Consider the following 22,634-nt stretch of genomic DNA (forward strand, 5'->3'; position numbering starts at 1 on the left):
TCCGCGCACGCACCGGACGGCGCCCCCCGCGCATCAGTAGGCCCCCTGCCCATGGACCACCGCACGCAGCGTCTTCCACAAGATCACTGCGTCCAGGGCGAGCGACCAGTCCTCCACGTACCGCAGGTCGAGGCGGACCGCCTCCTCCCACGGCAGGTCGCTGCGTCCGCTGATCTGCCACAGGCCGGTGAGTCCGGGCTTGACCAGCAGCCGCCGCCGGATGTCCGGGCCGTACGCGGCGGACTCCTCCGGCAACGGGGGCCGCGGACCGACGAGCGACATCGATCCGGTGAGTACGTTGAACAGCTGCGGCAGCTCGTCGACCGAGTACCGGCGCAGCACTGCTCCCACCCGGGTCACCCGCGGATCCCGGCGGAGCTTGAACAGCAGGCCGGCGCCCTCGTTGCGGTCGGCGAGCCCGGCACGTACCCCGTGGGCCCCGGCGACCATGGTGCGGAACTTGACAATGGTGAACTCGCGGCCGTCCTTGCCGACCCTGCGCTGGCGGTAGAACGCCCCGCCCCGACTGTCCATCAGCACGAGCAGCGCGACGCACACCATCAGCGGCGCGAACAGCATCAGCAGCATCGCCGCGGCCAGCCGGTCGACGACCTCCTTGACCGCGCGGCGACCGCCGGTGAAGGCCGGCATGCTGACCCGCAGCAGCGGGATCCCGAGCACCGCGTCGACGTGCAGCCGCGGGCCGGCCACCTCCATCAGCACGGGGGCCACGACCATCTCGGCGTCGCTGCCTTCGAGGTTCCAGGCCAGCCGCTGCAGCCGGTGCGGTGACCAGTACGGGTCCGGTGTGATCGCGACGACACGGTAGCCGTCACGGCGGACGTGGCCCGCCACGTCCGCCAGCCGGCCGACAACCGGCACTCCGTCCAGTCGGTCACCGCCCGGCCCGAGAGCGTCCGTCGTGCACACCGCGTCCACCCGCCAGCCGAGGTGCGGGAACTTGCGGGTCCGGGTGATCAGGTCGCGCACGGTGGCCGGGCTCCCGGCAGCGAGCACCGGTCTCAGGCACCGGCCTTCCTTCCGCTGTCTGTGCAGCCGGAGGCGGAGCAGATACCGCGCGGTCATGGTGACGATCGCGATCGCGGGGACCGCGACGAAGATCCAGAGCTTGATGTTGCGCGAGGTGAGGGCGATCCCGCCGAGCGCCAGTACGACGGTCGCCGCGAACAGTGCGCGTCCGAGCCGGCGGAATTCCTCGGCGCCCTGGCCGAGCACGGCCGGAGCCCACGACCGGCTCACCGCGAGCGCCCCCAGCACCAGCAGCCAGGTGCCGAATGCGAGTATTCCCCACTTCTCGTGCCAGTTGGCCGCGTCCCGGACCCCGAAGAAGTTGCCGATCGCCGCCACCACGAAGGCGGTGGCCACGGTGTCGCTCATGACCACGGTACGGCGGTACCGCTGCTCCCAGTCGATCGTGGGCCGGCTGATTGCCCCACTCGCCAGACTCCCGCCAGCCGACGAAAAAGGGCCGACTAGTCCCCCCTGTCGCACAGAACCCCCCCGGTTCCCAGTGGTACGACGTGATCGCCCATCACTGTTCCTCCCCCCGGGAGGCCCCCGCCCCCCGCACGCTTCCTCCCCCGGGAGGCCCCCGCCCCCCGCGCCGCGCTGTTCCTCGCCGCGGGGACTGCTGCCCCGCGCGTGACATCCCGGCTACTTCAGCGCCGCGTGAACAACCCGCCCCTGCGGTACCGGACTCGCACGTCCTGCCGACCGCTCAAGGTGCACGGCGACCCGTCGAAACCTCGGATGCTCCCCGCACCCGAAGCCCCTCTCGGGCTCCGCGAATTGATCACCCCCACGTCTGACGCCGAAGACGCAGCCGCCGGCCGTCCATGACATCGGACCAATAGATCATCATTTGTCGGCTCGTGTCCCACCATGTGAAGCACGGTCAATCTAGACCATCGAGGCCCACCTGAAGAGAGGATGTGTGGAATTTGTGCGTACGATTTGAAGCCAAGCCCACGGACCACTGCCCCGCGAACTCCTCAGCGACGAAGACATGCAGGTGACTTCGACATCGGCGTCCGGCGCGAGCGATGGGCCGTGACTCATGCGGCTCGCCGGGAGCCGGAGGCCGACCGGGTGCGGCCCGCGGTCGTCGGGGCCGTGGCCGGTGTGGCTCGCCGCCGGTAGACCAGGTACGGCCGGGCGAGGTATCCGATCGGGGCGCTCCACACATGGACGAGGCGGGTGAAGGGCCAGGCCGCGAAGAGCAGGAAGGCGCTCAGCGCGTGCAGTTGGAACAGCAGCGGGGCGCCGGCGACGGCCTCGGGCTGGGGCTGGAGGACGAACAGGCCGCGGAACCAGACGGAGACGGTGGTGCGGTAGTCGTAGCCGGCGCCGAAGACGTTGTGGGCGAAGGTGGCGGTGATGCCCAGCAGGACGGTGGCGGACAGCAGCGGGAAGAGGAGTTTGTCGCTGCGGTCGGTGCCGAGGCGGATCCGGCGGGTCAGCAGGCGGCGGGCGCAGAGCATGCCGAGTCCGGTGACCATGGCGACGCCCGCGACGGAGCCGCCCCAGAGAGCGGTGTTGTGGTAGGTGTGCTCGCTGATGCCGGCGGCCTCGGTCCACGAGTCGGGGATGGCGAGCCCCACCACATGCCCGGCGATCACCATGAAGGCGCCGAGGTGGAACAGCGGGCTGCCCCAGCGCAGCCAGCGGTGTTCGAGGAGCTGGGTGGTGCGGGAGGTCCAGCCGAACTGGTCCTGCCGGTAGCGCCAGACGTGGCCGACGGCGAACACGGCGAGGCAGATATAGGGCACGGCGACCCACAGCAGCAGATCGGCACCGCTCGCCGGGGCGGCCGCCAAGGGGACGGGTACGGCGTTCATCGGAGGCCTTCCCTACGACTGGTCGGGGCGGACGGCAGACGGGTCGGCGGAGCCGGCGCCGGCGGTACGAAGGTGCCCGGAGGCGCGAACTCCCCGTCGCCGTAGGTGCCGTAGGGGTCGAGGCCGACCTCCTCGTTGGGCGGGCCCTCGGCGACGAGCCGGGCCACCGCGGCGCGGTCGGCCTCGGTGGCCGGTGGCAGCAGGGTGAGCAGCGCGGCCAGGACGTGCCGGTAGGGAGAGTCGGCGTCGGTCAGGGCGCGGTGGATCAGCTCAAGGCCGCGCCGGTGCTGGCGCAGCGGTGCCTCGCCGCCACCGGGTCCGGCCAGGGCGGCGAACTCCAGCACGACCGGCAGGTGGTCGGGCAGTTCGCCGCCGTCGGTGTCCCAGCCCGCGGCGCGGTAGCGCTGGGCGAGGGTGAGCAGGGCCATGCCTCGGCGGCGGGTGTCGCCGTGGAGGTAGTAGGTGAGGTAGAGGCTGCTCCTGCGGCGCAGGTCGAACATCTCGACGTAGTGCCGCTCCAGCGCCTCGGGTTCCTGGCCGGTGAACCAGGTGGTGAAGGCAGCCAGGTGCCCGGCGGCCGATGAGGACGGCAGTGCCTTGACCGTGTCCATCAGCACCGGCCGGGCAGCGGCGAGTTCGGCGTCCGGGTACTGCAGCAGCAGCGAGCACAGCCGGAGCAGCAGGGTGCGTGCCTCGGCCTCCTCGCGCGTGAGCCGGGTCGGGCGGCGTACGGTGGCGCGCACACGGGTGCGCACGAGTGCGGGGATTGTTGCGGGCAGCGGGGTCACGGACGGCCTCCGGCGGGGGTTTCGGGCGTACGGCGGCGCAGGGTGGGCATGCCGAGCATGACCTTGCGGGGCTCGGCGTCACCGGACGTCTCGACCGGGCAGCGGTTCTCCGTCGCGGTGAGCGCGGCGGCGTCCTCCTTGTGGGCGGCCGGGACGACGTATCGGTCCTGGTACTTGGCGACGGCGAGCAGGCGGTGCAGGTCCTCCGCCTCGCGTGCGGTGAGACCGACGGCCTTGAGCGAGGTGTCGTGGCCCGGCTCACCGAGGGTGCGTGCGCGCATGTACGAGCGCAGCGCGGTGAGCTTCATCAGCACTCCGGCGACGACATCGGTGTCCCCGGCCGTGAACAGCTCCGCCAGGTACTCCAGCGGGATCCGCAGCCGCGTGACGGCGGCGAAGACGTGGTCGGGGTCGTCCTGGTCGCCGCCCGCCGCGTCGACGGCGTCGAGGACGGGGGAAAGGGGCGGCACGTACCAGACCATGGGCAGGGTGCGGTACTCCGGGTGCAGCGGCAGCGCCACCTTGTACCGCATGACCAGGTCGTACACCGGGGAGCGGCGGGCCGCGTCCAGCCAGTCCTCCGGGATTCCCGACTCCCGTGCCGCCGCGATGACTTCGGGGTCGCGCGGGTCGAGGAACACGCCACGCTGGGCATCGAGGAGGTCCTGTTCGTCCGGGGTGGCGGCGGCCTCCCCGACGCGGTCGGCGTCGTAGAGGAGCAGGCCGAGGTAGCGCAGGCGTCCCACGCAGGTCTCGGAGCAGACGGTGGGCTGGCCGGCCTCGATGCGCGGGAAGCAGAAGGTGCACTTCTCGGCCTTGCCGGTGGCGTGGTTGACGTAGACCTTCTTGTACGGGCAGGCCGTCACGCACATGCGCCAGCCCCGGCAGCGGTCCTGGTCGACCAGGACGATGCCGTCCTCGACCCGCTTGTACATCGCGCCCGACGGGCAGGCGGAGACGCAGGTGGGGTTGAGGCAGTGCTCGCACAGGCGGGGCAGGTGGAAGAGGAAGGTCTGCTCGAACTCGAACTTGACCTTCTCCGCCCAGGCCCCGGTGAGGTTGGGGTCGCCGCCGGCGTGCTCGGGCGCACCGCCCAGGCCGTCCTCCCAGTTGGCTCCCCAGGTGATGGCGGTGGGCTTGCCGGTGAGGACGGAGCGGGGGCGGGCGACCGAGATGTCCCTGCCGGCCGGGGCGCTGACCAGGTTGTCGTAGTCGTACGTGACCGGCTCGTAGTAGTCCTCGATGCCGGGCAGGTCGGGGTTGGAGAACAGCGACAGCAGCCGCTTGAGCCTGCCCCCGGAGCGCAGGACGAGACGTCCGCGCTTGTCGAGCGTCCAGCCGCCCTTCCAGTGCTGCTGGTCCTCGTAGCGGCGGGGGTAGCCGACGCCGGGTTTGGTCTCGACGTTGTTGAACCAGGCGTACTCGACGCCGGTGCGGTTGGTCCATGTCTGCTTGCAGGTGACCGAGCAGGTGTGGCAGCCGATGCACTTGTCGAGGTTCATCACCATCGCGATCTGAGCCATGATCCTCACGTCAGTACTCCACGTCTTGTGAGCGGCGGCGGATGACGGTGACCTCGTCGCGCTGGTTGCCGGTCGGGCCGTAGTAGTTGAAGGCGTACGTGAACTGCGCGTAGCCGCCCGCGAGATGAGTGGGCTTGAGCAGCAGCCGGGTGAGCGAGTTGTGGATGCCGCCGCGCTTCCCGCTGACCTCGGTCTTCGGGACGTTCACGGTGCGGTCCTGGGCGTGGTACATGTACACCGTGCCCTCGGGCATCCGGTGCGTGACCACCGCGCGGGCGGCGACGACGCCGTTGCGGTTGTACGCCTCGATCCACTCGTTGTCCTTCACGCCGATCTTCTCGGCGTCGACGGTGGACATCCAGATCGTGGGTCCGCCACGGGACAGGTCGAGCATGTGCTTGTTGTCCTGGTAGTTGGAGTGGATGGACCACTTGGAGTGCGGGGTCAGATAGCGGACGGTGACCTCCGCCCGGCCGTCCTCGCGCAGCTGCTCGTCGCCGTAGTGCCGGGGCGTGTTCAGCGGCGGCCGGTAGACGGGGAGTTGCTCGCCGAGTTCGGCGATCCAGTCGTGCTGGACGAAGAAGTGCTGGCGGCCGGTGAGGGTGTGCCAGGGCTTGAGGTGCTCGGTGTTGATGACGAACGGAGAGTAGCGGCGGCCACCGGTCTCCGAGCCCGACCACTCGTAGGAGGTCATCACGGAGCGGGGCTGGGTGCGGGTGTCGGCGAAGGTGATCCGCTCGGCCTCGCGCTCGGCGGCGAGTTCCACCAGGCCCTCGCTGCCGGTCTGCCGCTCCAGCTCCCGGAAGCCCTCGGTGGCCAGGCGCCCGTTGGTGGTGCCGGACAGGGCGAGGATCGCCTCGCACATGTCGGTGGCGGTGGCGAGGGAGGGCCGCCCGGCGGCGACTCCGTCCCGTACGGTGCCGCAGCGCCGGCGCAGTTCGTCCAGCTCCTGGTCCGGGTGGACGGTGACGCCCTTGGTGGTGGTGCCCAGGGTGTCGAGCAGGGGGCCGACGGCGCGCATCTTCTGCGCGGTCGCGCCGTAGTCGCGTTCGATGACGACGAGCTTGGGCATGGTGCGTCCGGGGACCGGTTCGCAGTCCCCGGTCTTCCAGTCCTTCACCACCCCGCCGGGCTGGGCGAGTTCGTCGGGGGTGTCGTGCAGCAGCGGCACGGCGAGGACGTCGGTGCGGGTGCCCAGGTGCTCGGCGGCCAGCTCGCTGAACCGGTCCGCGATCGTCAGGAACGTGTCGTAGTCCGTGCGGGCCTGCCAGGGCGGGGCGATGGCCGGGGTGAAGGCGTGCACGAACGGGTGCATGTCCGTGCTGGACAGGTCGTCCTTCTCGTACCAGGTGGCGGCCGGGAGGACCACGTCCGCGAGCAGACCGGTCGAGGTCATCCGGAAGTCCACGGTGACCAGCAGGTCGAGCTTGCCTTCGGGTGCGTCCTCCCGCCACACCACGTCCTTCGGACGGTGCTCGGGCGGGGTCTCCTCGGAGCGGACGGCCGCGTCCGTGCCCAGCAGGTGACGCAGGAAGTACTCATTGCCTTTGCCGGACGAGCCCAGCAGGTTGGCCCGCCAGACCGTCAGTACGCGCGGGAAGTTGGCCGGGTCGTCCGGGTCCTCCGCGGCGAACTTCAGCCTTCGGGCCTTCAGTTCGCTCACGATGTGCTCGGCGACCGGACGGCCCGCGGCGGCGGCCTCGTCCGTCAGGTCGAGCGGGTTGCGGTTGAAGCCCGGGTGACCGGGCGTCCAGCCCAGCCGCACGGCCTGCGCCAGGCAGTCGGCGAACCCCTTGCCCTTCAGCCGCCCCTTTCCGAGCGGGGAGGCCAGCTCGTCCGGACCGAACGCCTCGTAGCGCCACTGGTCGGAATTCAGGTACCAGTACGACGTGCCCGCCATGTGCCGGGTGGGCCGCTGCCAGTCGAAGGCGAAGGCCAGGTGCTGCAGGCCGGTGATCGGGCGGATCTTCTCCTGGCCGACGTAGTGCGCCCAGCCGCCGCCGTTGACGCCCTGGCAGCCGGTCATGGTCACCAGCGCCAGGAACGCCCGGTAGATGGTGTCGGAGTGGAACCAGTGATTGGTACCGGCACCCAGCGCGATCATCGAACGGCCCTGCGTACGCTCGGCGTTGCGGGCGAACTCCCGGGCGATACGGGCCGCCTGCTCGGCCGGCACCGAGGTGATCGTCTCCTGCCAGGCGGGGGTGTACGGCTGCGAGGCGTCCTCGTACGACGACGGCCACTCGCCCGGCAGTCCCGGCCGCTGGACGCCGTACTGCGCCAGCATCAGGTCGAAGACGGTGGTCACCACGCGCCCGCCGATACGTCGCACGGGTACGCCGCGCACCATGACCGAGCCGCCCTCCGTGCCGCCCTCGTCGAAGCGGGGCAGGGCCACGGCCACCGTCTCCTCCGCACGGTCGATCAGGCTCAACTCGGGCACGGTGTTGCCCAGGTCGAGGTTCCAGCGGCCCGGCTCGGCTTCCCCCCAGCGGAAGCCGAGGGAGCCGTTCGGCACGACCGGCCGGCCGGTGGCCGCGTCGAGGAGAACGGTCTTGGACTCGGCGTGTTCCGTGTCCCGTCCGAGATCGGCGGCGGTCAGGAACCCGTCGGGGACAAGACCGTGTTCGTTCTCGCGCAGGGTCACCAGGAACGGTGCGTCGGTGAACGTGCGCAGGTAGTCCCGGAAGTACGGCACTTCACGATCGACGAGGAACTCGCGCAGGATCACCTGCCCCATGGCCATGGCCAGCGCCCCGTCCGTGCCCGGGTGCGGGGCGAGCCATTCGTCGGCGTGCTTGACGTTGTCGGCGTAGTCGGGGCTGACCGCGACGACCTTGGTGCCGTTGTAGCGGGTCTCGGTCAGGAAGTGCGCGTCCGGTGTGCGGGTGACCGGGATGTTGGAGCCCCACATGATCAGATAGCCGGCGTTCCACCAGTCCGCCGCCTCCGGTACGTCGGTCTGGTCGCCGAAGACCTGCGGTGAGGCGATGGGGAGGTCGGCGTACCAGTCGTAGAACGACAGCAGCGTGCCGCCGATCAGCGACATGAAGCGGGCACCGGCGGCGAAGGAGGCCATCGACATCGCCGGGATCGGCGAGAAGCCGGCGACGCGGTCGGGACCGTACGCCTTGATGGTGTGCACATGCGCGGCGGCGATCAGCTCGCTCACCTCGTCCCAGCCGGCGCGCACGAGGCCGCCCTTGCCACGGGCCCGCTTGTAGGCACGGGCCTTCGCCGGGTCGGAGGTGATCTCGGCCCAGGCCGCCACGGGGTCGCCCAGCCGCTTGCGCGCCTCCCGCCAGAGCTTCAGCAGCGCGCCCCGCACGTACGGGTATCGCACGCGACTCGGCGAGTACGTGTACCAGGAGAAGGAGGCACCACGTGGGCAGCCTCGCGGCTCGTACTCCGGGCAGTCCGCGCCGATCGACGGGTAGTCGGTGGCCTGGTGCTCCCAGGTGATGATGCCGTCCTTGACGTACACCATCCAGGAGCAGGAACCGGTGCAGTTCACTCCGTGCGTGGAGCGCACGACCTTGTCGTGGGCCCAGCGGTCCCGGTAGAAGCCCTCCCACTTCCCGTCGTTCACACCGAACACCGCGCGGCCGTCGGCCGACACCTCGCGACGGGTGAGCAGCCTGCGAGTCGCCAGCGGCCAGCCTTCCGCGGTGCGCGGCTCCCGCCGTCGTGCGTTCTGTTCGTTCTCCATGACCGGGAACGCTAAGCGGCGCACGGGGTCCCGCACCTGGGGCCGGCGGTCCCCACCGGGTGACCTTCCGGCCCACTTCCGGCTGCCGGAACAGGGCCCAATGGTCCCTGTGACGGGACCGGTCGGCCGGGCAGGCCGGTGCGCCGGCTCCCCCGGCCCTGGCCGCCGAGACCAGCGCCGAGCTGACGCGTGGCACCTCACGCTGGTGCGGTGTGACGCGGTCTGCTCGGCGTCGAGGAGGACTTGCCGGCACCGGCCGCACGGCATCCAGGCCAGCCCCACAAGCCGGGCGCCCACCGGTACGAAGCCCCGCGGACCGGCTTCCCGCCGCGCGAGACATCCGCGCCCGACCCCGAGCGGGCGGCGCCACGGTCGTCGTACGTCAGAGCGACCTGAGTCGCCGGTCACGCGGGAGAGGCGCTCGCGTCACCCTGCGCGGGGGAAGCCCCCTCGGCGGAGGGGGAAGCAGCCGACGCCGTCGACTCCGTCGAGCGACCGTTCCCCGTCACCTCGAAGTCCACGTCCACGACGCCCTCGACCGCCCTGACCAGGCGCGCGGCCACCGGAACCAAGGATGTGTCCCGGACCCGGCCGAGGAGCTTGACAACCCCCTCGTGCACCTCCACCCGCACGGCCGACACCGGCGGCGGGAAGAGATACGACACGACCTCCCGCCGGACCTCCTCAGCGATCTCGTCGTCGTGCCGCAGGAACACCTTCAGCAGGTCCGCGCGGCTGACGATGCCCTGCACCATGCCCTCCTCGTCGACGACGGGCAGCCGCTTGACCTTGGCGCGCGCCATGGTCCGCGCGGCCTGCGCCAGGGTCGCATCAGGGCTGGTGGTGAGGGCGGGAGCGGTCATCAGCTCACCGGCGGTCACCGCGCCGGCCTTGGCCAGGTCGGAGAGGCGTCGCAGCTGCGTGTACCGGTCGGGATCACTGTCGCGGAACTCCTGCTTGGGCAGGAGGTCGGCCTCGGAGACGACGCCGACGACGCGGCCCTCTCCCTCCACCACGGGCAGGGCGCTGACCTTCCACTCCTGCATCATCCGCACGATCTCCTTGAACGTGGCTCCGCGCCCGATGGCAGCGACCGTGTGGGTCATGACATCGCTCACGATGTGCGGGGTGCCGTGCATAGCGCCTCCTTGACGCGTTCGGTGTCAGCGGGGGGTGCCGCTGCCGTATGGGGCGTACAGGTCCAGCAGCCGGGTTCGGGCCGAGCGCAGGCGGTGGGCGAGGATGTCGCCCACCCATTGGGCGACCGAGGCGCCGAGAGCGCGATCGTCCTGGCACATCGCGCGGACCGCCGTGGCGTCGAACTCGTACGCGCGCACCGGGCTGGTCGCCTCGGCGCCCAGGTGCCAGGTGTGCGGGGCGAACAACCAGGACCAGCCGACGAGTTCGTTGTGTCCGAGAGTCTCGATGACGGCCGCCTTCCGGCCCGGCACGCGCATGTCGAGTTCGACCGTGCCGGTACGGATGATCCAGAACCGATCGGCGTGCCCGCCCTCTTCGAAGAGGCGGGTGCCCTGGGGGAACGACACCTCACGGGCGATCCGCATCAGCCGGTTCCGGTGCTCGGCGGGCAGCGCCCGCAGCATGCTGGTGGTGGCGGGGGCGTTCATGGCCGTGCCTCCAGAAAAGGTGTACGAGTCTACCGATTCCAGCGTGTCCGAGCCTCCTGGACCGGACCATGGGCCACTCGGCCCCACGGTCGGGCCACCCGGCGCCGGGTGAGAGTCCTTCGGCACGCTGCACCGGCTCCGAGCCTGAGGTTCGATGAGAAGGGGAGATCTTCCAGCGGAAGGGTGAGCGCCGTGCACACGTCACCGGCACGTTCGTCCTGGCGGCCGTCCGCCATCCTCCTGGTGATCAGCGGGGTGGTCACGTTCCTGCTCAGCGCCATCCGCGACGCGCTTGCGTTGCGGGCGCAGCGCCGCCGGGTCCCCCGGCAGGTGCCGGCCATTCCGACCACCGATGTGATCGAGACGTACCCCCGCCCCGATCGGACCCTCGTCCGTCACCGAGCCCTGTGACCCCGGCGGGCTCACCGTGCTCCCCCAAACGGCCGGTCGCCGGGACCGCCCGCTCCGTGGTACTCGTTCGCGGCGACGGGCCCTCCGCCGCCGGACACCCACCGACGGCGTACGACCGGCTGATCGAGTTCGCCAGGCACCATCCGACGACGCCGAGGACCGTCCGAATCCGGCAACCGGACCTGAACCGCCGGCTGCGGAAGAGCGGAGGACGTCTCGGAAGCCTCACCATCAGGGCTTCGGCACGCCGGCCCGTCGGTCCCGCCAGGACCGGCCGATGAGAGGACGGTTCGGCCCGGGAGCCCGGGCCGGTCGGCCCATGCGCCCTCGAAGCGATGCGCGCGAGGCTGAAGTGGCATCGAGGAGTCGGCTACCCGGGCCCGGGAGGGCCCCGAAGGGACGGCAACGGCGGGACGGCACCGGCCGAACCGGTCGCTCGGCCCGCGAGTTCCGGCCCCGGTGCACACCGCAGGGGCGCGGCTCCCGGTGGTGTCCGAGGAGGCCCGCGGGCGTCGTACGCACCACAGATCGGCCGCGCTCCGCTGGAACGTGCAGGAGAGGAGGAGACCGCCGTGAAGACCCGCAAAGTCGGCGAGGTGATGACCGGTGAGGTCAACGCCGCCCGCCGGGAGACGCCGCTCAAGGATGTGGCACGGCTGCTGGACCGGCATCGGATCAGTGGCCTGCCGGTGGTGGACGACGACGACAAGGTCGTGGGCGTGATCTCCGGGACCGACCTGATACGCCGACAGGCGGCTCAGGCCGTACGGACCCCGGGGCGCCGCTTCCGGCTCTCCGCACTGCGCCGCAAGGCGCGGCGCGCGACCGCCGAAGCCCGAGCCACGACTGCCGGGCACCTGATGTCGACGCCCGCGATCACCGTGCACCCGGAACAGCGCGTGGCGGACGCGGCCCGAGTGATGGAACAGCACCACGTCGAACGGCTGCCCGTGGTCGACGAGGAAGACCGCCTCATCGGCATCGTCACCCGCCGCGACCTGCTGCGGGTCTTCCTGCGCAGCGACGAGGAGATCCGCCAGGAGGTCATCGACGAGGTCCTGACCCGCGCCATGTGCCTGCCGCCCCACACCGTGATCGTGTCCGTCCGCGACGGAGTGACCACGCTGGAGGGCCGCATGGAGCACCGCAGCGACATCCCGCTCGTGGTCCAGCTGGTCTGGAAGGTGGATGGCGTCGTGGGCGTGATGAACAGCCTCACGTTCCGCATCGACGACACCCGCCCGCCCGAGAAACACCCCTCGCGCCGGATCGCCCACTACTGGCTTCCGGAGCGGTGACCCCGAGGCACCGGGGCGCGGGCCGGCAGCCGGCACGGAACCACCACGTCCGTGCTCTCGGGGAGCGCTACGCCCCGGAGGCGAAGGCCGTGTCGCTGAGGTCGCGTTCCAGGGTGACCCCCTGGAAGCCGTAGGTGCCGATCGAGGGGACTTTCAGGAGCAGGCAGAAGCGTTCGGTGGAGGAAACGGTGTCCGCTATCCGTCGGTACGAGTGGCGGAGGAAGTATGCGGCGGCGTGGTTGGTGACGGCGCTCTGCCCGCAGATGAGGAGGACGGGACGGGACCCGCCCGGAGCGGTGAACTTCGCGAGCAGCGCGTATCCCTCGTTCCGGCGGACCCAGCGGTAGCGCTCGCCGTCCGCCTCGATGGCCAGCGGATGGTCCGGATGCGTGTAGGGGTGGAACAGGACGCCGGGAAGGCTGTGGGCGAGATGGCCCGCGCTCCGCACGTTCGAGCCGAGCGGGCCCCCGATGCAGAACTCCGGCTTGTCCCCGTTGCTGCCCCGGAAGTCGTCGCTGCGGACGATCTCGACCTCGCACCGCAGGCTGTGGCTGAGGACGGCCGCCTCGATCATCGCCTGCACGTCGTGGTGATGGGTGGTGCCCGGAGCGCCGTACTTGTTGTTCATCACGATCAGGCAGGTGTCGCCGGGACGGACGCCGACGACGCGCATCCGCACCCGCAGATCCCGGTTGTGCCTGCCGCGCTGCCACAGCCACACCGCCAGGCCGCTCAGGCAGCTGGCCAGCAGCCCCAGCATGAGATCACCGATCGCCCCCGCCAGCATGTCGCTCCCCCTGAAACGCCTCTGTGACTGCCTCGCCCTTGCCCACGTGTGCCGTCGTCGCCAAAGCCACCGCGGTCACGACGGCACCGCGGCGACGACCGTATCGCGGTCACGCAGCCGGCCGAGCAGAGAGGCCGCCGCGGCGTACCAGGTGTGGCTCTTCCCGAGGTGCTCGCGCAGACGCGCCGCCCGGCGGAAGGCCGCCTCCCGATCGTCGAGGACGCGTTCCACAGCGCGGCTCCAGCGCTCCGCGTCCTGCTCGTCGTCCCGGGTCTCCACGACGTGGTGCGCGGCCTCCCGCACGCCCAGCGTCTCGCGCAGCAGCCGGCCGAGCCCGCTGGCCGAGCTGACCAGGACCGGTGTGCCCACGGCGATCGCCTCCGCGGCGGACAGGCCGAACCCCTCGCCGCGGGAGGGAAGCAGCACCAGACTGGCGGCCGTCAGATCGGAGGCCAGGACACGGCTCTCGGTGCGGTACGGCTTGATGTATATGCTCAGATCGCCGCTGCCCGCGTGCCGCTCGATGCGCTCACGCAGTTCGGCTCCGGACTGACCGGCCGCCAGGCCCCGGATGACGAGGTCCAGTTTCCGGTCGCCGTGCGTCCGCCCCACGAACCGGCCGAGCGCCTCTGCCGCCAGGTCGAGGCCCTTGAGCCGGACGTCCTCGGCACGGCCGAAGACCAGGACCGCCGGGTCGCCGGCGGGCACGCTCCGCCGCTCGGGGGCCGTGGCGCCGAAGCTCGTCTCCGCGTACATGTCGAAGCCCGGGTAGACACAGTGCAGGGTGGTGCTGGACGACTCCCGCCCGGGAAAGTACCGGGCGTACTTGTTGTGCAGGTAGGGACCCACAACGGCGGCGTGGTCGGCCGAGCCGGCCAGAGCCAGTTCCACCTCGGTCCGCTCGTCGGCCCGCTGCACGGGGTCGTCCGCCCGGTCCTCCTTCAGGTGCTCAAGGGCGTACGGCAGCATGTGGATGATGTGCACCAACTGGGCGTCCGTGTAGTGCTGGTCACGCAGGAGCTGGGCGGCCGGCCCGGTGACGCGGCCGTGCCCCAGGATCACGTCGGGCACCACGGTCAGCTTCTCCGGCCTGCGCAACAGGGACAGCTCACCCATCCACACGGGCGGCACCTGCGCCTCGACCAGGACCACGCCGTGCCGTCCCGCGTCCGCCTCCTCCTCCCGGTCGGCCTTGGGCACCAGGCAGTACACCTCCGCTCCGGCGGCGGCGAGGGCCCGGCACAGGCAGCGATTGAACGTGCTCAGGCCGCCGAGCCGCGACGCCCACTCGGTGGCGACCGCCAGGATCCGCAGCGGCCGGGACGGTTCCGGGGGCCGGGGCACGGTCTCTCCGGCGGGCGGCGGTGCGGAGCTCCGGTACCGGTGGGCGCCCTCCAGCCAGCCGGAGTGCGCCGGGATCAGCAGCAGATGGCCGGGCTCCGGCGGCAGCAGGCCCGTCAGCCGCTCCGGGGCGGTCGCCCGGTCGAACACGATCAGCCAGCGCGGCCGTTGCGTGAGACGGGCGAAGAGCGCTGCGATGACTGCGTCGGCGCCGCCGTCCACGACCAGACCGAGCCTGGTGGCCAGTGCGGCATACGACGCCCTGACCCGGTCGGCGTCGTCGGCGTCCACCCACCAGACGAGGTCGTACTGACTGCGGAAGCGGGCCTCGTATTCCCGGGCGACGTCGTCCGCGCCGACACCGTCCGGGCCGCGCCCGAGCGAGAGACACGCGAGATGTGCGGTGTTCAGCTCCAGCCTGAGCTGCTGCAGCAGCGACTCCCGGTCCGGGACGCCGGGCGGGTCGGCCGGTACGTTCGACACACCGGGTCGTGTCGTGGCGCTCGGCAGGCGGGGGGCCGGTGCCGTGGCGGCGGGCGGCCCTGAGGGCGACCTGTGGTCCGGGACCGGGCGTTCGACGGCGGTGCTCGTGCCGGAGCCCTCGGCGGCCAGCGGGGCGAAGCGGCGCTCCGCCTGCCGGACGGCGGAAACCAGCCGGTCGGAGGCTTCTTCCTCCGGCAGCCCGAAGATCTGCAGCCGCTGGACCGCGAGCAGTTCGGGCGGCAGGCCGACGGCGGGCAGCGGCTCGACCTCCACCGGCAGCAGCCGGTCCCGCGCCCCCGGCCCCGCGAGCACGGTGCTCCACTCGGCCCTCGCCCACGGCGACGCGAGGTAGTCCGGGGAGAGCAGCAGAACCAGCACGCCGCTCCGGGCAGCGTCGCCCAGCCGTTCGTCGAGGCGCTCACCCATGCGCCAGTCCCACAGGTCCGGGGTGGCCCGGAAGCCGTGCTCCTGGAGCGCCCAGGCGACCCACTCGGCCCACGCCCGGTCCGGCCCCGCGTAGCTGACGAAGACCTGCCCCGCGGCCGTGTCCGCCACCGTACCGTCCGTCATCTCCGCTGCTCCTCACCGAGTTCACGAGCCCAGCTGCCGAGCGCCGGATCGACGTCCGTGACGAGCGTGCGGCCGCCCCCGCGCAGCACCGTCACGTGCCCCTTCTGCTCAAGGTCGGCGAGAAACCGGTCGGCGACCAGGACGTGGGTCCCCGCCGCCTCCGCCAGTTCGGCTGTGTCCCGGCCACGGGAGCGGGTGCCCGGGGGACGTTCGCGACGGGCCAGGGCCAGGACCAGCCGGCGCTCGGCGTCGTCGAGGTCGGGCACAACCCGAGAAGCCGTCAACCGGTAACCGCGGTCGGTGAGTTCGCACCATGCCACCTGCTCCCCCACTCGCCCGGACCGCACCAGCCCGCTTCTCTCCAGACGGGCCAGGGTACGGCTCGCCGTCGCCGGGTCCGGCCCGGTCTCCGGCAGAGCGGCGCCGACCTCGGCCCAGGGCAGCGGTCCGAGTCTCCCCTCCCGCAGCGCCACGGCAAGGATGCTCTGGAGGAAGCCGACTTCGGCGTCCGCGAGCCCCGGGAACGCGGGCCGCCGCGCTGTGTGCGGCACGGATGCCTGCGGCGCTGCGCGCGTGGGCGGGGAGTCCGGTCCGAGACCCGGGTACGGGCGTCCCGGCCGCGGTGTGACGACGGGGCGCGGGTCGACGCCGTACAGCAGGTCGGCGATCCGGCGGGCGGCGGTGGCCGCGCCCTCGGGGCTGCGAGGGCAGGAGAGCGCCCTGAGGTGGCGCAGCGACGGCGGTGCCTGCACTCCGTCGAGCAGCACGGGGATCAGCGTGCGCCGGTCCTGGACGCGCCGGTGCGCGGTCGCGTCGAGTTGCTCCCGCAGCCAGGGTTTCTCATGCCACAGCGGGGAGAGGACCAGGGCGAAGCAGTCCGCCTCGTCCACGCCGTCGGTGAACACGGGTCCGGTCAGGCTGTCGCCGAGCCGGACCTCCCAGAACTCCACCCACGCCTTGACCCCCCGTTCGGCCAGCTCACGGGCCAGGGGTTCCACGAACGCGTCCCGGTCGTCCGCGACATGGCCGATGAAGACAAGCGGCACGGGCTCCGTCGTCGTGGTCACAGCGGCACCTCTCTCAGCACCTTCTCCAGTTCCTTCACCGCACCGTCCAGCTGGGCCAGTTCACTTTCGGCGAGGGCCGTGGTCGCCGTGTCGGGACGCTGGGCCCGGATGCCCGCACGGGCCCGCTCCAGCGCCCTCAGCCAGGGGCCCTCCAGCTTCGCGGCGATGCGCTCGGTCGCCTTCTCGGCGGCTTCGCGCCGCTCGGCGCGGCGCTGTTCGGCCTGTTCCGCCCGCTTGCGCCGGACGAGATCGCGGATCTCCGACACGGCGATCACCAGTGCCTGCTCCCCGAGCAGGATCGCCGTATCACCCACCCCGACGTCACCGGCGGCTGTGCCGTCCGCTGCCGGACCGCCGGTCGTCGCGCCTCCGTCCACCGCGTCACCCACGGCGGAACCGCCCACCGTGGACGTGTCCGCCGGGCCGGAGGCCGCCGCATCGGAGTCGGAGAACCCGCCGGTGCCGGCCTCTGGACCGTCGTGGCCGGGCAGACCGGGCGCATCGGGCACGGGGTAGGCGGCGTAGGCGTAGGCGTAGGGATCGGACACGGCGGAGGTCTGGCCGGCGGTCACCGCGTCCGCCCCCTGACCGGCCCCGGGGTCCGCCGTCCTGTTCTGCTGCTGGCCCACGGCTTCGCCGATGTGCTCCTGGCGGCGCCTGCGCAGCTCGTGTGTGACGACGTGGGCCAGGGGGCCGAGGCCCAGGACGACGGCAGTCGTGACGTCCGGGGCGGCGGACCTGGCGGGAGCGGGACGGTCGGCGGTGGCGAGGACGGCGCGGATGTCGTCGATGTAGGCGTGGAAGGCCCGCATGCCCGGAGCGGTCCGCACGGTCACCGCCTCCGCCCTGCCCTGGAGCACGAGCCGCTGCACCTCTCCGGTCCAGCGCGCCTGCCAGCCCCGTACAGCCGTGGCGAGACGCTTGCGGGCGGTCTCCTCCGCCGACTCGGCGGAGGCGGCCGAGTCGGCGGCGCGCAGCAGTTCCTCCCGCACGGCGGCACGCAGTTCCACCCGGCCCGTCTCGCGCACCGCGTCGAGGCGGCTCTCCAGCAGGGCGAAACGGGCGTCCACCCGCCGGGCGCCGTCCCGGGCGGCCTCGGCCTCCGCAAGCGCGATCCGCGCCCCGTCCAGCGCGCGAGCGGCGTGCCGGCACCAGAACCGCACCCGGGCCCCGGCCCGCAACTCCGCCCTGCGCGCGGGCAGCGCCCGCAGCCCCGCCCGCAGAGCCTCGACACCGTCGCGCTCCCCGAAGGAGAGGAAGTGCTCGCGGCGCAGGTCCGTCGGATCGATCCGGGCGCTGAGGGTGGCGTAGTCGGCCACCACGACGTGCAGGTCGGGTATGCGCCGCTCGTCCATGCGGGCGGCGAGCTGATGCCTGAAGTCCTCGCGGGTGAGGTCGGCTTCCTCGGCGAACTCATCGCTGTCCGCCCCCTTCCCCCACAGGTCGGCCTTGCACACCACCGGCAACAGGGCACCGGCGGGAAACGGCCGGGGGTGATCCGGGTCGACGGCCTCGCCGGTGACCAGCGGCAGGAGGTCCGTGGCCGCCCCGCCGAACAGCCTCCGGCCGAGGAGAAGCAGCAGCGCGTCGGCCTCCAGCAGGGCGGTTCCGGCCCGTTCCGCGTGCAGTGCGTCGCCCGCCTGCACGCCGGGGGTGTCGACGTAGCGCAGTCCGGCGGAGCGCACCGCGTCGGCCCCGAAGGTCTCCTTGCCTCCGCTCACGGTCGCCCATGCGGGGACGGGGGTGCCGTCCTCCGCCAGCAGGCGGCGCAGCAGACTGGTCTTGCCCGCGTTCTGCGGGCCGTAGAGCACCACGGTCACGTCCGGATCGGCCTCCCGGACGGCCCACTCCCCCTCCAGGACCGCGGCCGCGCGGTCGCCCACCGCCTTCCGGACGGCGGCCAGGGCGCGGTCCGGCCAGTCGGCGGGGGTGTTCCTGGTGCTGTCGGCCGTGTTCATCGCCGTCCGCCCTTCCTTCGCCCGTCGTGGGTGTGCCGGTCGCCCGCGGGATCGCCCAGCCGCAGGCGGGCCCCCTCGATGGCTGCGGTGTACCGTTCCGCGCGTCGGCGAGTCGCCGTGAGTTCGTCCAGCAACTCGCCCTGTCTGCCCGTCAGTTCCACGGTCAGGGACTCCAGCCGGCCGCACACCTCCTCCACCGCGCCGCAACCGCCGCGCACGCCCCGCGCCCAGGCCTTGGCGGACTCACGCATCGTCTTCAGGAGGGAGACGCGGGACGCCTCCAGCTTCGCCTCACGGCCGGCCTCCGCGCCGAGAGCGCTGATCATGCTGACGGCGTTGGCGATCTTGAGGAAGACGCCGACGTTGTTCACATCCGCCAGAAGGTCGTCGAGCTGCCCGGCGTCGAGCACCACGTCGAAGTGCGCCGCCAGCGCGACGAGATCGTCGGGCCGCAGCTCGGCGGCCGGAGTGAGACCGACGGTGGCGCCCGCCAGGACCTCCCTGCTCCAGGCCCGCAGCGACTCCCTGGAGAGGAACGAGAGGTCGGCGCGGGACCCGGTGTCCGGGAACGCCGCGGCGTAGGCCGGCGAGGCGGCCCTGCGCTCCACGGCGTTCGCCACCGACGTCAGCCACGCCTGTGCCTCCCGCTCGCAGTCGGCGCGGTGCCGCTTCCAGTCACCGGCGAACTCGTTGTCCTCGGCCCAGGACTCCAGGCGCCTGCCCCTGGCCTTGCGGACCGGTGCGTCCACGCCCGCTTCCAGCGTCTCGTGCACGAGACGGGTGGTGAACGCGACCGCCAGGCGCTCGGCCCTGCTGGTCATCGAGGTGACCAGGCCCCGTCCGGTGCGGGCGCCCGTCGCCGCCTCGTCGGCGAGCCGGCCCGTCTCGGTGATTCTGCGTTCGAGATCCTCCGCGTGCCTGAGGGTCCGGGAGCGCAGCACATCCAGGCGGGCGGCCCCGCCGTGCAGCAGGGTGACGTCCCTGGCGTTCGGCTCCAGGGCGAGGCGCAGCCTCCGTACGGACGCGGCGAAGTCCCGGAAGCCGTCCCACGCACGGAAGTCGTCGTAGTGACGGCTGTGTGCGGAGCGCAGGCCGTACGGTGCGGCCGCCATGGACACGATGTGCTCACGGTGCGGAGGCCGGCCGGCGGGGGTCGGGGCGATTCGTTCCAGCGCGGAGGCCAGCTCCCTCTCCGCGTGCCCGATGTGGGCGCGCAGTTCGTCCGCGTCTCCGGCGACGGCGATCCGGTCGATCTTGTTGATCACCCACAGGATCCGGCCCTGTTTGCCGACGTGTCCCGACCCCGGTGCGCCTCGCAGCAGGAGCAGGAGATCGGTGCGCTCTCCGACCGCCATGAGGGGAGAGAAGAGGTGGATGACGGCGGCGGCGTCGGCGAGGGCCGTGCGGGCGGCCTCGGAGTGGCCTTCCCGCCCGCTCTGGAATCCGGGCGTGTCGATCAGGATCAGGTCCTCCCAGTCGTAGTGCACGGCCCGCCAGGTCTCGGGACCGGCCGCGCTGGTCAGCGACTCGGGAACGGCCTGGCCCGACTCCACCAGGAGACGGTGGATGAACGCCGACTTCCCGGTGCTGAGGTTTCCGGCGACCGCGATCCGCGGCCTCGGGTCGGCGGCCAGCGCGTCAAGTTCTGCCAGCAGACCGGCCGCGTGGGGGTCACCGGCGAGCTTCCGGTGCAGCGCCCCGAGCCACTCCGTTCCAGCGCCCGGCGCCGGGCCGTGCGGGTCGCGCCGGAACATCTCGCGCAGCCGGTCCAGGACGTTCGGGGCGAAGCGGGGCGGCCGCCACCGGCGCCGGCCCTCCGCGGCCCTGTCCCCCTCGGAGAGGTTGTGCGGGTCGTCGCACCAGTCGGCGCCGAGCCAGAACCGGTCGGCCTCGGCGGGATGGGTGACACCGGCGGCGGCCTCGGCACGCCCCATGGCCTCCGCCAGGATGTCGGCGGCGGCGCGGCCCTGCGGCAGCTCGTCCACCGTCCTGGCCAGCCATGCCGTGTCACGGGACGCGGCCTCGGCGATGCGGCGCAGGGCGACGGCCTGCCGGACGAGCGGTCCCGCCTCGGCCAGTACGGCATGCCGCACCATGCCCGTGCAGTGTGCGGCGACCCGCTCCCGCAACGCCTCGACCTCCCGGTACACGGCCTCGCGCACCTCTTCCCGGTGGTCCGCCCGGGCCGCGTCCCGTAGCTGCTGCCCGCGCCGCAGACCGAACCGGGCGGCGAGCCGGCCGGCTCCGGCGACGACGGCGAGCCCGGCCGCGGCGGCCCAGCCCACCGGGGTCGACAGGAACACCACCGAGGCGACGGAGAGACCGGCCGACAGCAGGCCCGCTCCCGCACTGGTGTAGCCGGCGCCGCGGCCGAACGCGCGGTATCCGGCCCCTGCCTTCCCTTTCACCTCCTTCCCCAGGCCGCCCACCTGAGCGTCCACCTCAAAAAGCCCCGCCTTGAGATCGTCGACGACCAGGCTGACGCGGCTCTCCAGGTAGGAGGTGAAGGAACCGACCGCCTCCTTGATCACCGCCGTCAGTTCGCCGGGCCTGAACACGGCCGCGTCGAACTCCTCCCGGGACAGCTCCTTCCGTTCCCGGAATGCCTTCTCCACCAAGTTCTCGGCGCGGGCCTGCAGCGTGCCGCGAAGCTTGCCGAAGCCGGCGGCGAGCAGGTGGTCCAGGTGGGCGGGGGCCTCCGCACGCGCCGGCACGGCGAAGGACCCGCCCCGCAGCCTCTGCAACTCCCGCAGGGCGCGCAGCATGCCCGCGTAGGCGTCCTCGCTGTCCCGGTCCGGCGCCGATACGCCCCCGGAACCCCCCTCACCACCGGGAGCGACCCGGGGAGCCGCGTCAGGTCCGGTGCCGTTCCCGTTTCCTGTGCCGTTCCCGTTCCCGGTGTCATCCCCGTTCCCGGTGTCGTCCCCGGGCGGGAGGAGGTCCTCCGGAAGACCCAGGACACCCAGCAGCTCCTCCAGGGCCGCCTCGATCGTCCTGGCACCTTCGAGGGCCGGTGCGGCCAGCGCCCTGTCGAGTTCGCCGGCGAGCCCGCCCAGCGCGCCCGCCGTCTGCGTCAGCAGACCGCCGTAGCGCAGCTGCGCCGCGCCGCTGCCGACGGCCTCGGTGAGGAGGGCTTCCAGGACCGGCAGGTTGGACCGTCTCAGGAGCGTCGCCCGGTCGGCCCGGCGCCGCATGGTCCGGATACTGTTCCCGTCCTTGCCTCGGTACGGCTCGGTGGCCCGGGCGGCGACGGCGCGCTGGGTGTTCAGCGCGACCACGGGGACGTGCGGAAGCCCACAGGTCGCGAGCCACTCGCGGATGTGCCCGGCGTGCTGCGCCACGGTCGTGGACAGGTGGACCCGGACCGCGCGCTCGGCCACCTGATCCGGGTCGCGCCAGATCGGCACCTTGCAGTTCAGCACGACCACGGCGGGCTTGCGGTAGGCCAGGACCCACTGGGCCACCTTCGTGAACTCGCCCTCCAGCTGACTGTCGTCGTCAAAGCACAGCATCACCACGTCGGCCACCAGGACGGCCTGCCTGGCCGCCTCCTCCAAGTGCCGGTTGTCGCCAGCACGCCCCCAGCCGTTGGTGCCGGGCGTGTCGAACAGCCGCAGACCCGCCCACCGGACGTCCTCCACCTCCGTCGTGTGGTCGGGTCGGCCCGGGGAGATCCGCGCCCCGTCACCTGCGATGAGCGCCTCGACCAGCGAGCTCTTGCCCACCCCTGTACGGCCGAAGAGGACGACGTTGAAGGTGTCCAGCGCCCGTAACCGGCCACCGGCCAGTTCCCGCACCAGTTCGACGGCACGGCGCCGCAGCCGGCGGTCCTCGGCGTACAGGGCACGCTGTTCTTCCGTCAGGGCCGCGCCGCCGGACAGATCCGTGGGCCGGCCCACGGTCCGTTCCACTTCCCGCAGCCTGGCCGCCAGATCCCGGGCCAGCGGGGCGCTCTCCGCCACCGCCCGCGCCGCGGCCGCCCCCAGCCTTGACTCGTCCATGTCCGCCTCGCCCCCGTCCGACCGTCCGACCGGCCGACCTTGCAGTACATGCAGCCTCTTCGTGCCCAATTGCAAGGAAAAGCAACCCTGTTGGCGACACACGTGGTATCCGGGCCCTTGACCGGGGCCGGACGGGAATCAGCGGTCGGCGGTCGCGTTCGCGCGTGTGTGCCCGCAGTGCGGCCGAAGTCTTCGGAGGTGCGCGGGCCGGT

General features: G+C 72.3%; 14 protein-coding genes. 2 read left to right on the forward strand and 12 right to left on the reverse strand.

From position 1 onward, the window contains the following. Positions 1-33: 33 nt before the first annotated feature. From GFH49_RS11650 to GFH49_RS11680, 7 genes are all read right to left on the reverse strand, one after another. The gene (locus GFH49_RS11650) at positions 34-1,512 is read right to left on the reverse strand and encodes a sugar transferase (RefSeq protein WP_155055768.1); all 1,479 of its coding nucleotides are present in this window, start codon (positions 1,510-1,512) and stop codon (positions 34-36) included. Positions 1,513-2,075: 563 nt separating this feature from the next. Continuing rightward, complete coding sequence (narI, locus tag GFH49_RS11655) at positions 2,076-2,858, reverse strand: respiratory nitrate reductase subunit gamma (RefSeq protein WP_155055769.1); 783 nt, start codon at positions 2,856-2,858, stop codon at positions 2,076-2,078. Next, a complete protein-coding gene (narJ, locus tag GFH49_RS11660) occupies positions 2,855-3,646 on the reverse strand; it encodes a nitrate reductase molybdenum cofactor assembly chaperone (RefSeq protein ID WP_155055770.1) in 792 nt (263 codons plus the stop codon). Before narJ ends, narI begins: the two co-directional genes overlap by 4 nt. Beyond that, a complete protein-coding gene (narH, locus tag GFH49_RS11665) occupies positions 3,643-5,178 on the reverse strand; it encodes a nitrate reductase subunit beta (protein WP_196217944.1) in 1,536 nt (511 codons plus the stop codon). Before narH ends, narJ begins: the two co-directional genes overlap by 4 nt. 1 nt (position 5,179) lies before the next feature. Continuing rightward, positions 5,180-8,878, reverse strand: a complete 3,699-nt coding sequence (locus GFH49_RS11670) for a nitrate reductase subunit alpha (protein WP_155055772.1) — start codon at positions 8,876-8,878, stop codon at positions 5,180-5,182. Positions 8,879-9,282: 404 nt separating this feature from the next. After that, positions 9,283-10,017, reverse strand: a complete 735-nt coding sequence (locus tag GFH49_RS11675) for a CBS domain-containing protein (RefSeq protein WP_155055773.1) — start codon at positions 10,015-10,017, stop codon at positions 9,283-9,285. 24 nt (positions 10,018-10,041) lie between these two features. Next, positions 10,042-10,506, reverse strand: a complete 465-nt coding sequence (locus GFH49_RS11680) for a cyclic nucleotide-binding domain-containing protein (RefSeq protein WP_155055774.1) — start codon at positions 10,504-10,506, stop codon at positions 10,042-10,044. Positions 10,507-10,698: 192 nt separating this feature from the next. On the opposite strand from GFH49_RS11680, the gene GFH49_RS11685 reads away from it, so the two are divergent. Then, on the forward strand, positions 10,699-10,917 hold the full coding sequence (locus GFH49_RS11685) for a hypothetical protein (RefSeq protein ID WP_155055775.1): 219 nt from the start codon (positions 10,699-10,701) through the stop codon (positions 10,915-10,917). A 572-nt stretch (positions 10,918-11,489) separates the two neighbouring features. Next, positions 11,490-12,215: a CBS domain-containing protein gene (locus GFH49_RS11690; RefSeq protein ID WP_196217945.1), complete on the forward strand. Its 726-nt coding sequence runs from the start codon at positions 11,490-11,492 to the stop codon at positions 12,213-12,215. Positions 12,216-12,282: 67 nt separating this feature from the next. Here the strand turns inward: GFH49_RS11690 and GFH49_RS11695 are convergent, their stop codons facing one another. The 5 genes from GFH49_RS11695 to GFH49_RS11715 all read right to left on the reverse strand — a co-directional run bounded on the left by GFH49_RS11695 (position 12,283) and on the right by GFH49_RS11715 (position 22,422). Next, on the reverse strand, positions 12,283-13,002 hold the full coding sequence (locus tag GFH49_RS11695) for a hypothetical protein (RefSeq protein WP_155055776.1): 720 nt from the start codon (positions 13,000-13,002) through the stop codon (positions 12,283-12,285). A gap of 75 nt (positions 13,003-13,077) precedes the next feature. Beyond that, on the reverse strand, positions 13,078-15,396 hold the full coding sequence (locus GFH49_RS11700; protein ID WP_155055777.1) for a TIR domain-containing protein: 2,319 nt from the start codon (positions 15,394-15,396) through the stop codon (positions 13,078-13,080). Further along, entirely contained in the window at positions 15,393-16,463 is a 1,071-nt protein-coding gene (locus GFH49_RS11705) for a toll/interleukin-1 receptor domain-containing protein (RefSeq protein ID WP_155055778.1), read from the reverse strand. The genes GFH49_RS11700 and GFH49_RS11705 overlap by 4 nt, the downstream gene beginning before the upstream one ends. Continuing rightward, complete coding sequence (locus tag GFH49_RS40960) at positions 16,460-18,421, reverse strand: GTPase (RefSeq protein WP_155055779.1); 1,962 nt, start codon at positions 18,419-18,421, stop codon at positions 16,460-16,462. Before GFH49_RS40960 ends, GFH49_RS11705 begins: the two co-directional genes overlap by 4 nt. Then, positions 18,418-22,422 carry a GTPase gene (locus tag GFH49_RS11715; protein WP_155055780.1) on the reverse strand — a complete coding sequence of 1,335 codons (4,005 nt, stop codon included), beginning with the start codon at positions 22,420-22,422 and terminating at the stop codon, positions 18,418-18,420. The genes GFH49_RS40960 and GFH49_RS11715 overlap by 4 nt, the downstream gene beginning before the upstream one ends. Positions 22,423-22,634: the final 212 nt, after the last annotated feature.

This window comes from Streptomyces blattellae (assembly GCF_009709555.1).
Taxonomy (GTDB): Bacteria; Actinomycetota; Actinomycetes; order Streptomycetales; family Streptomycetaceae; genus Streptomyces; species Streptomyces blattellae.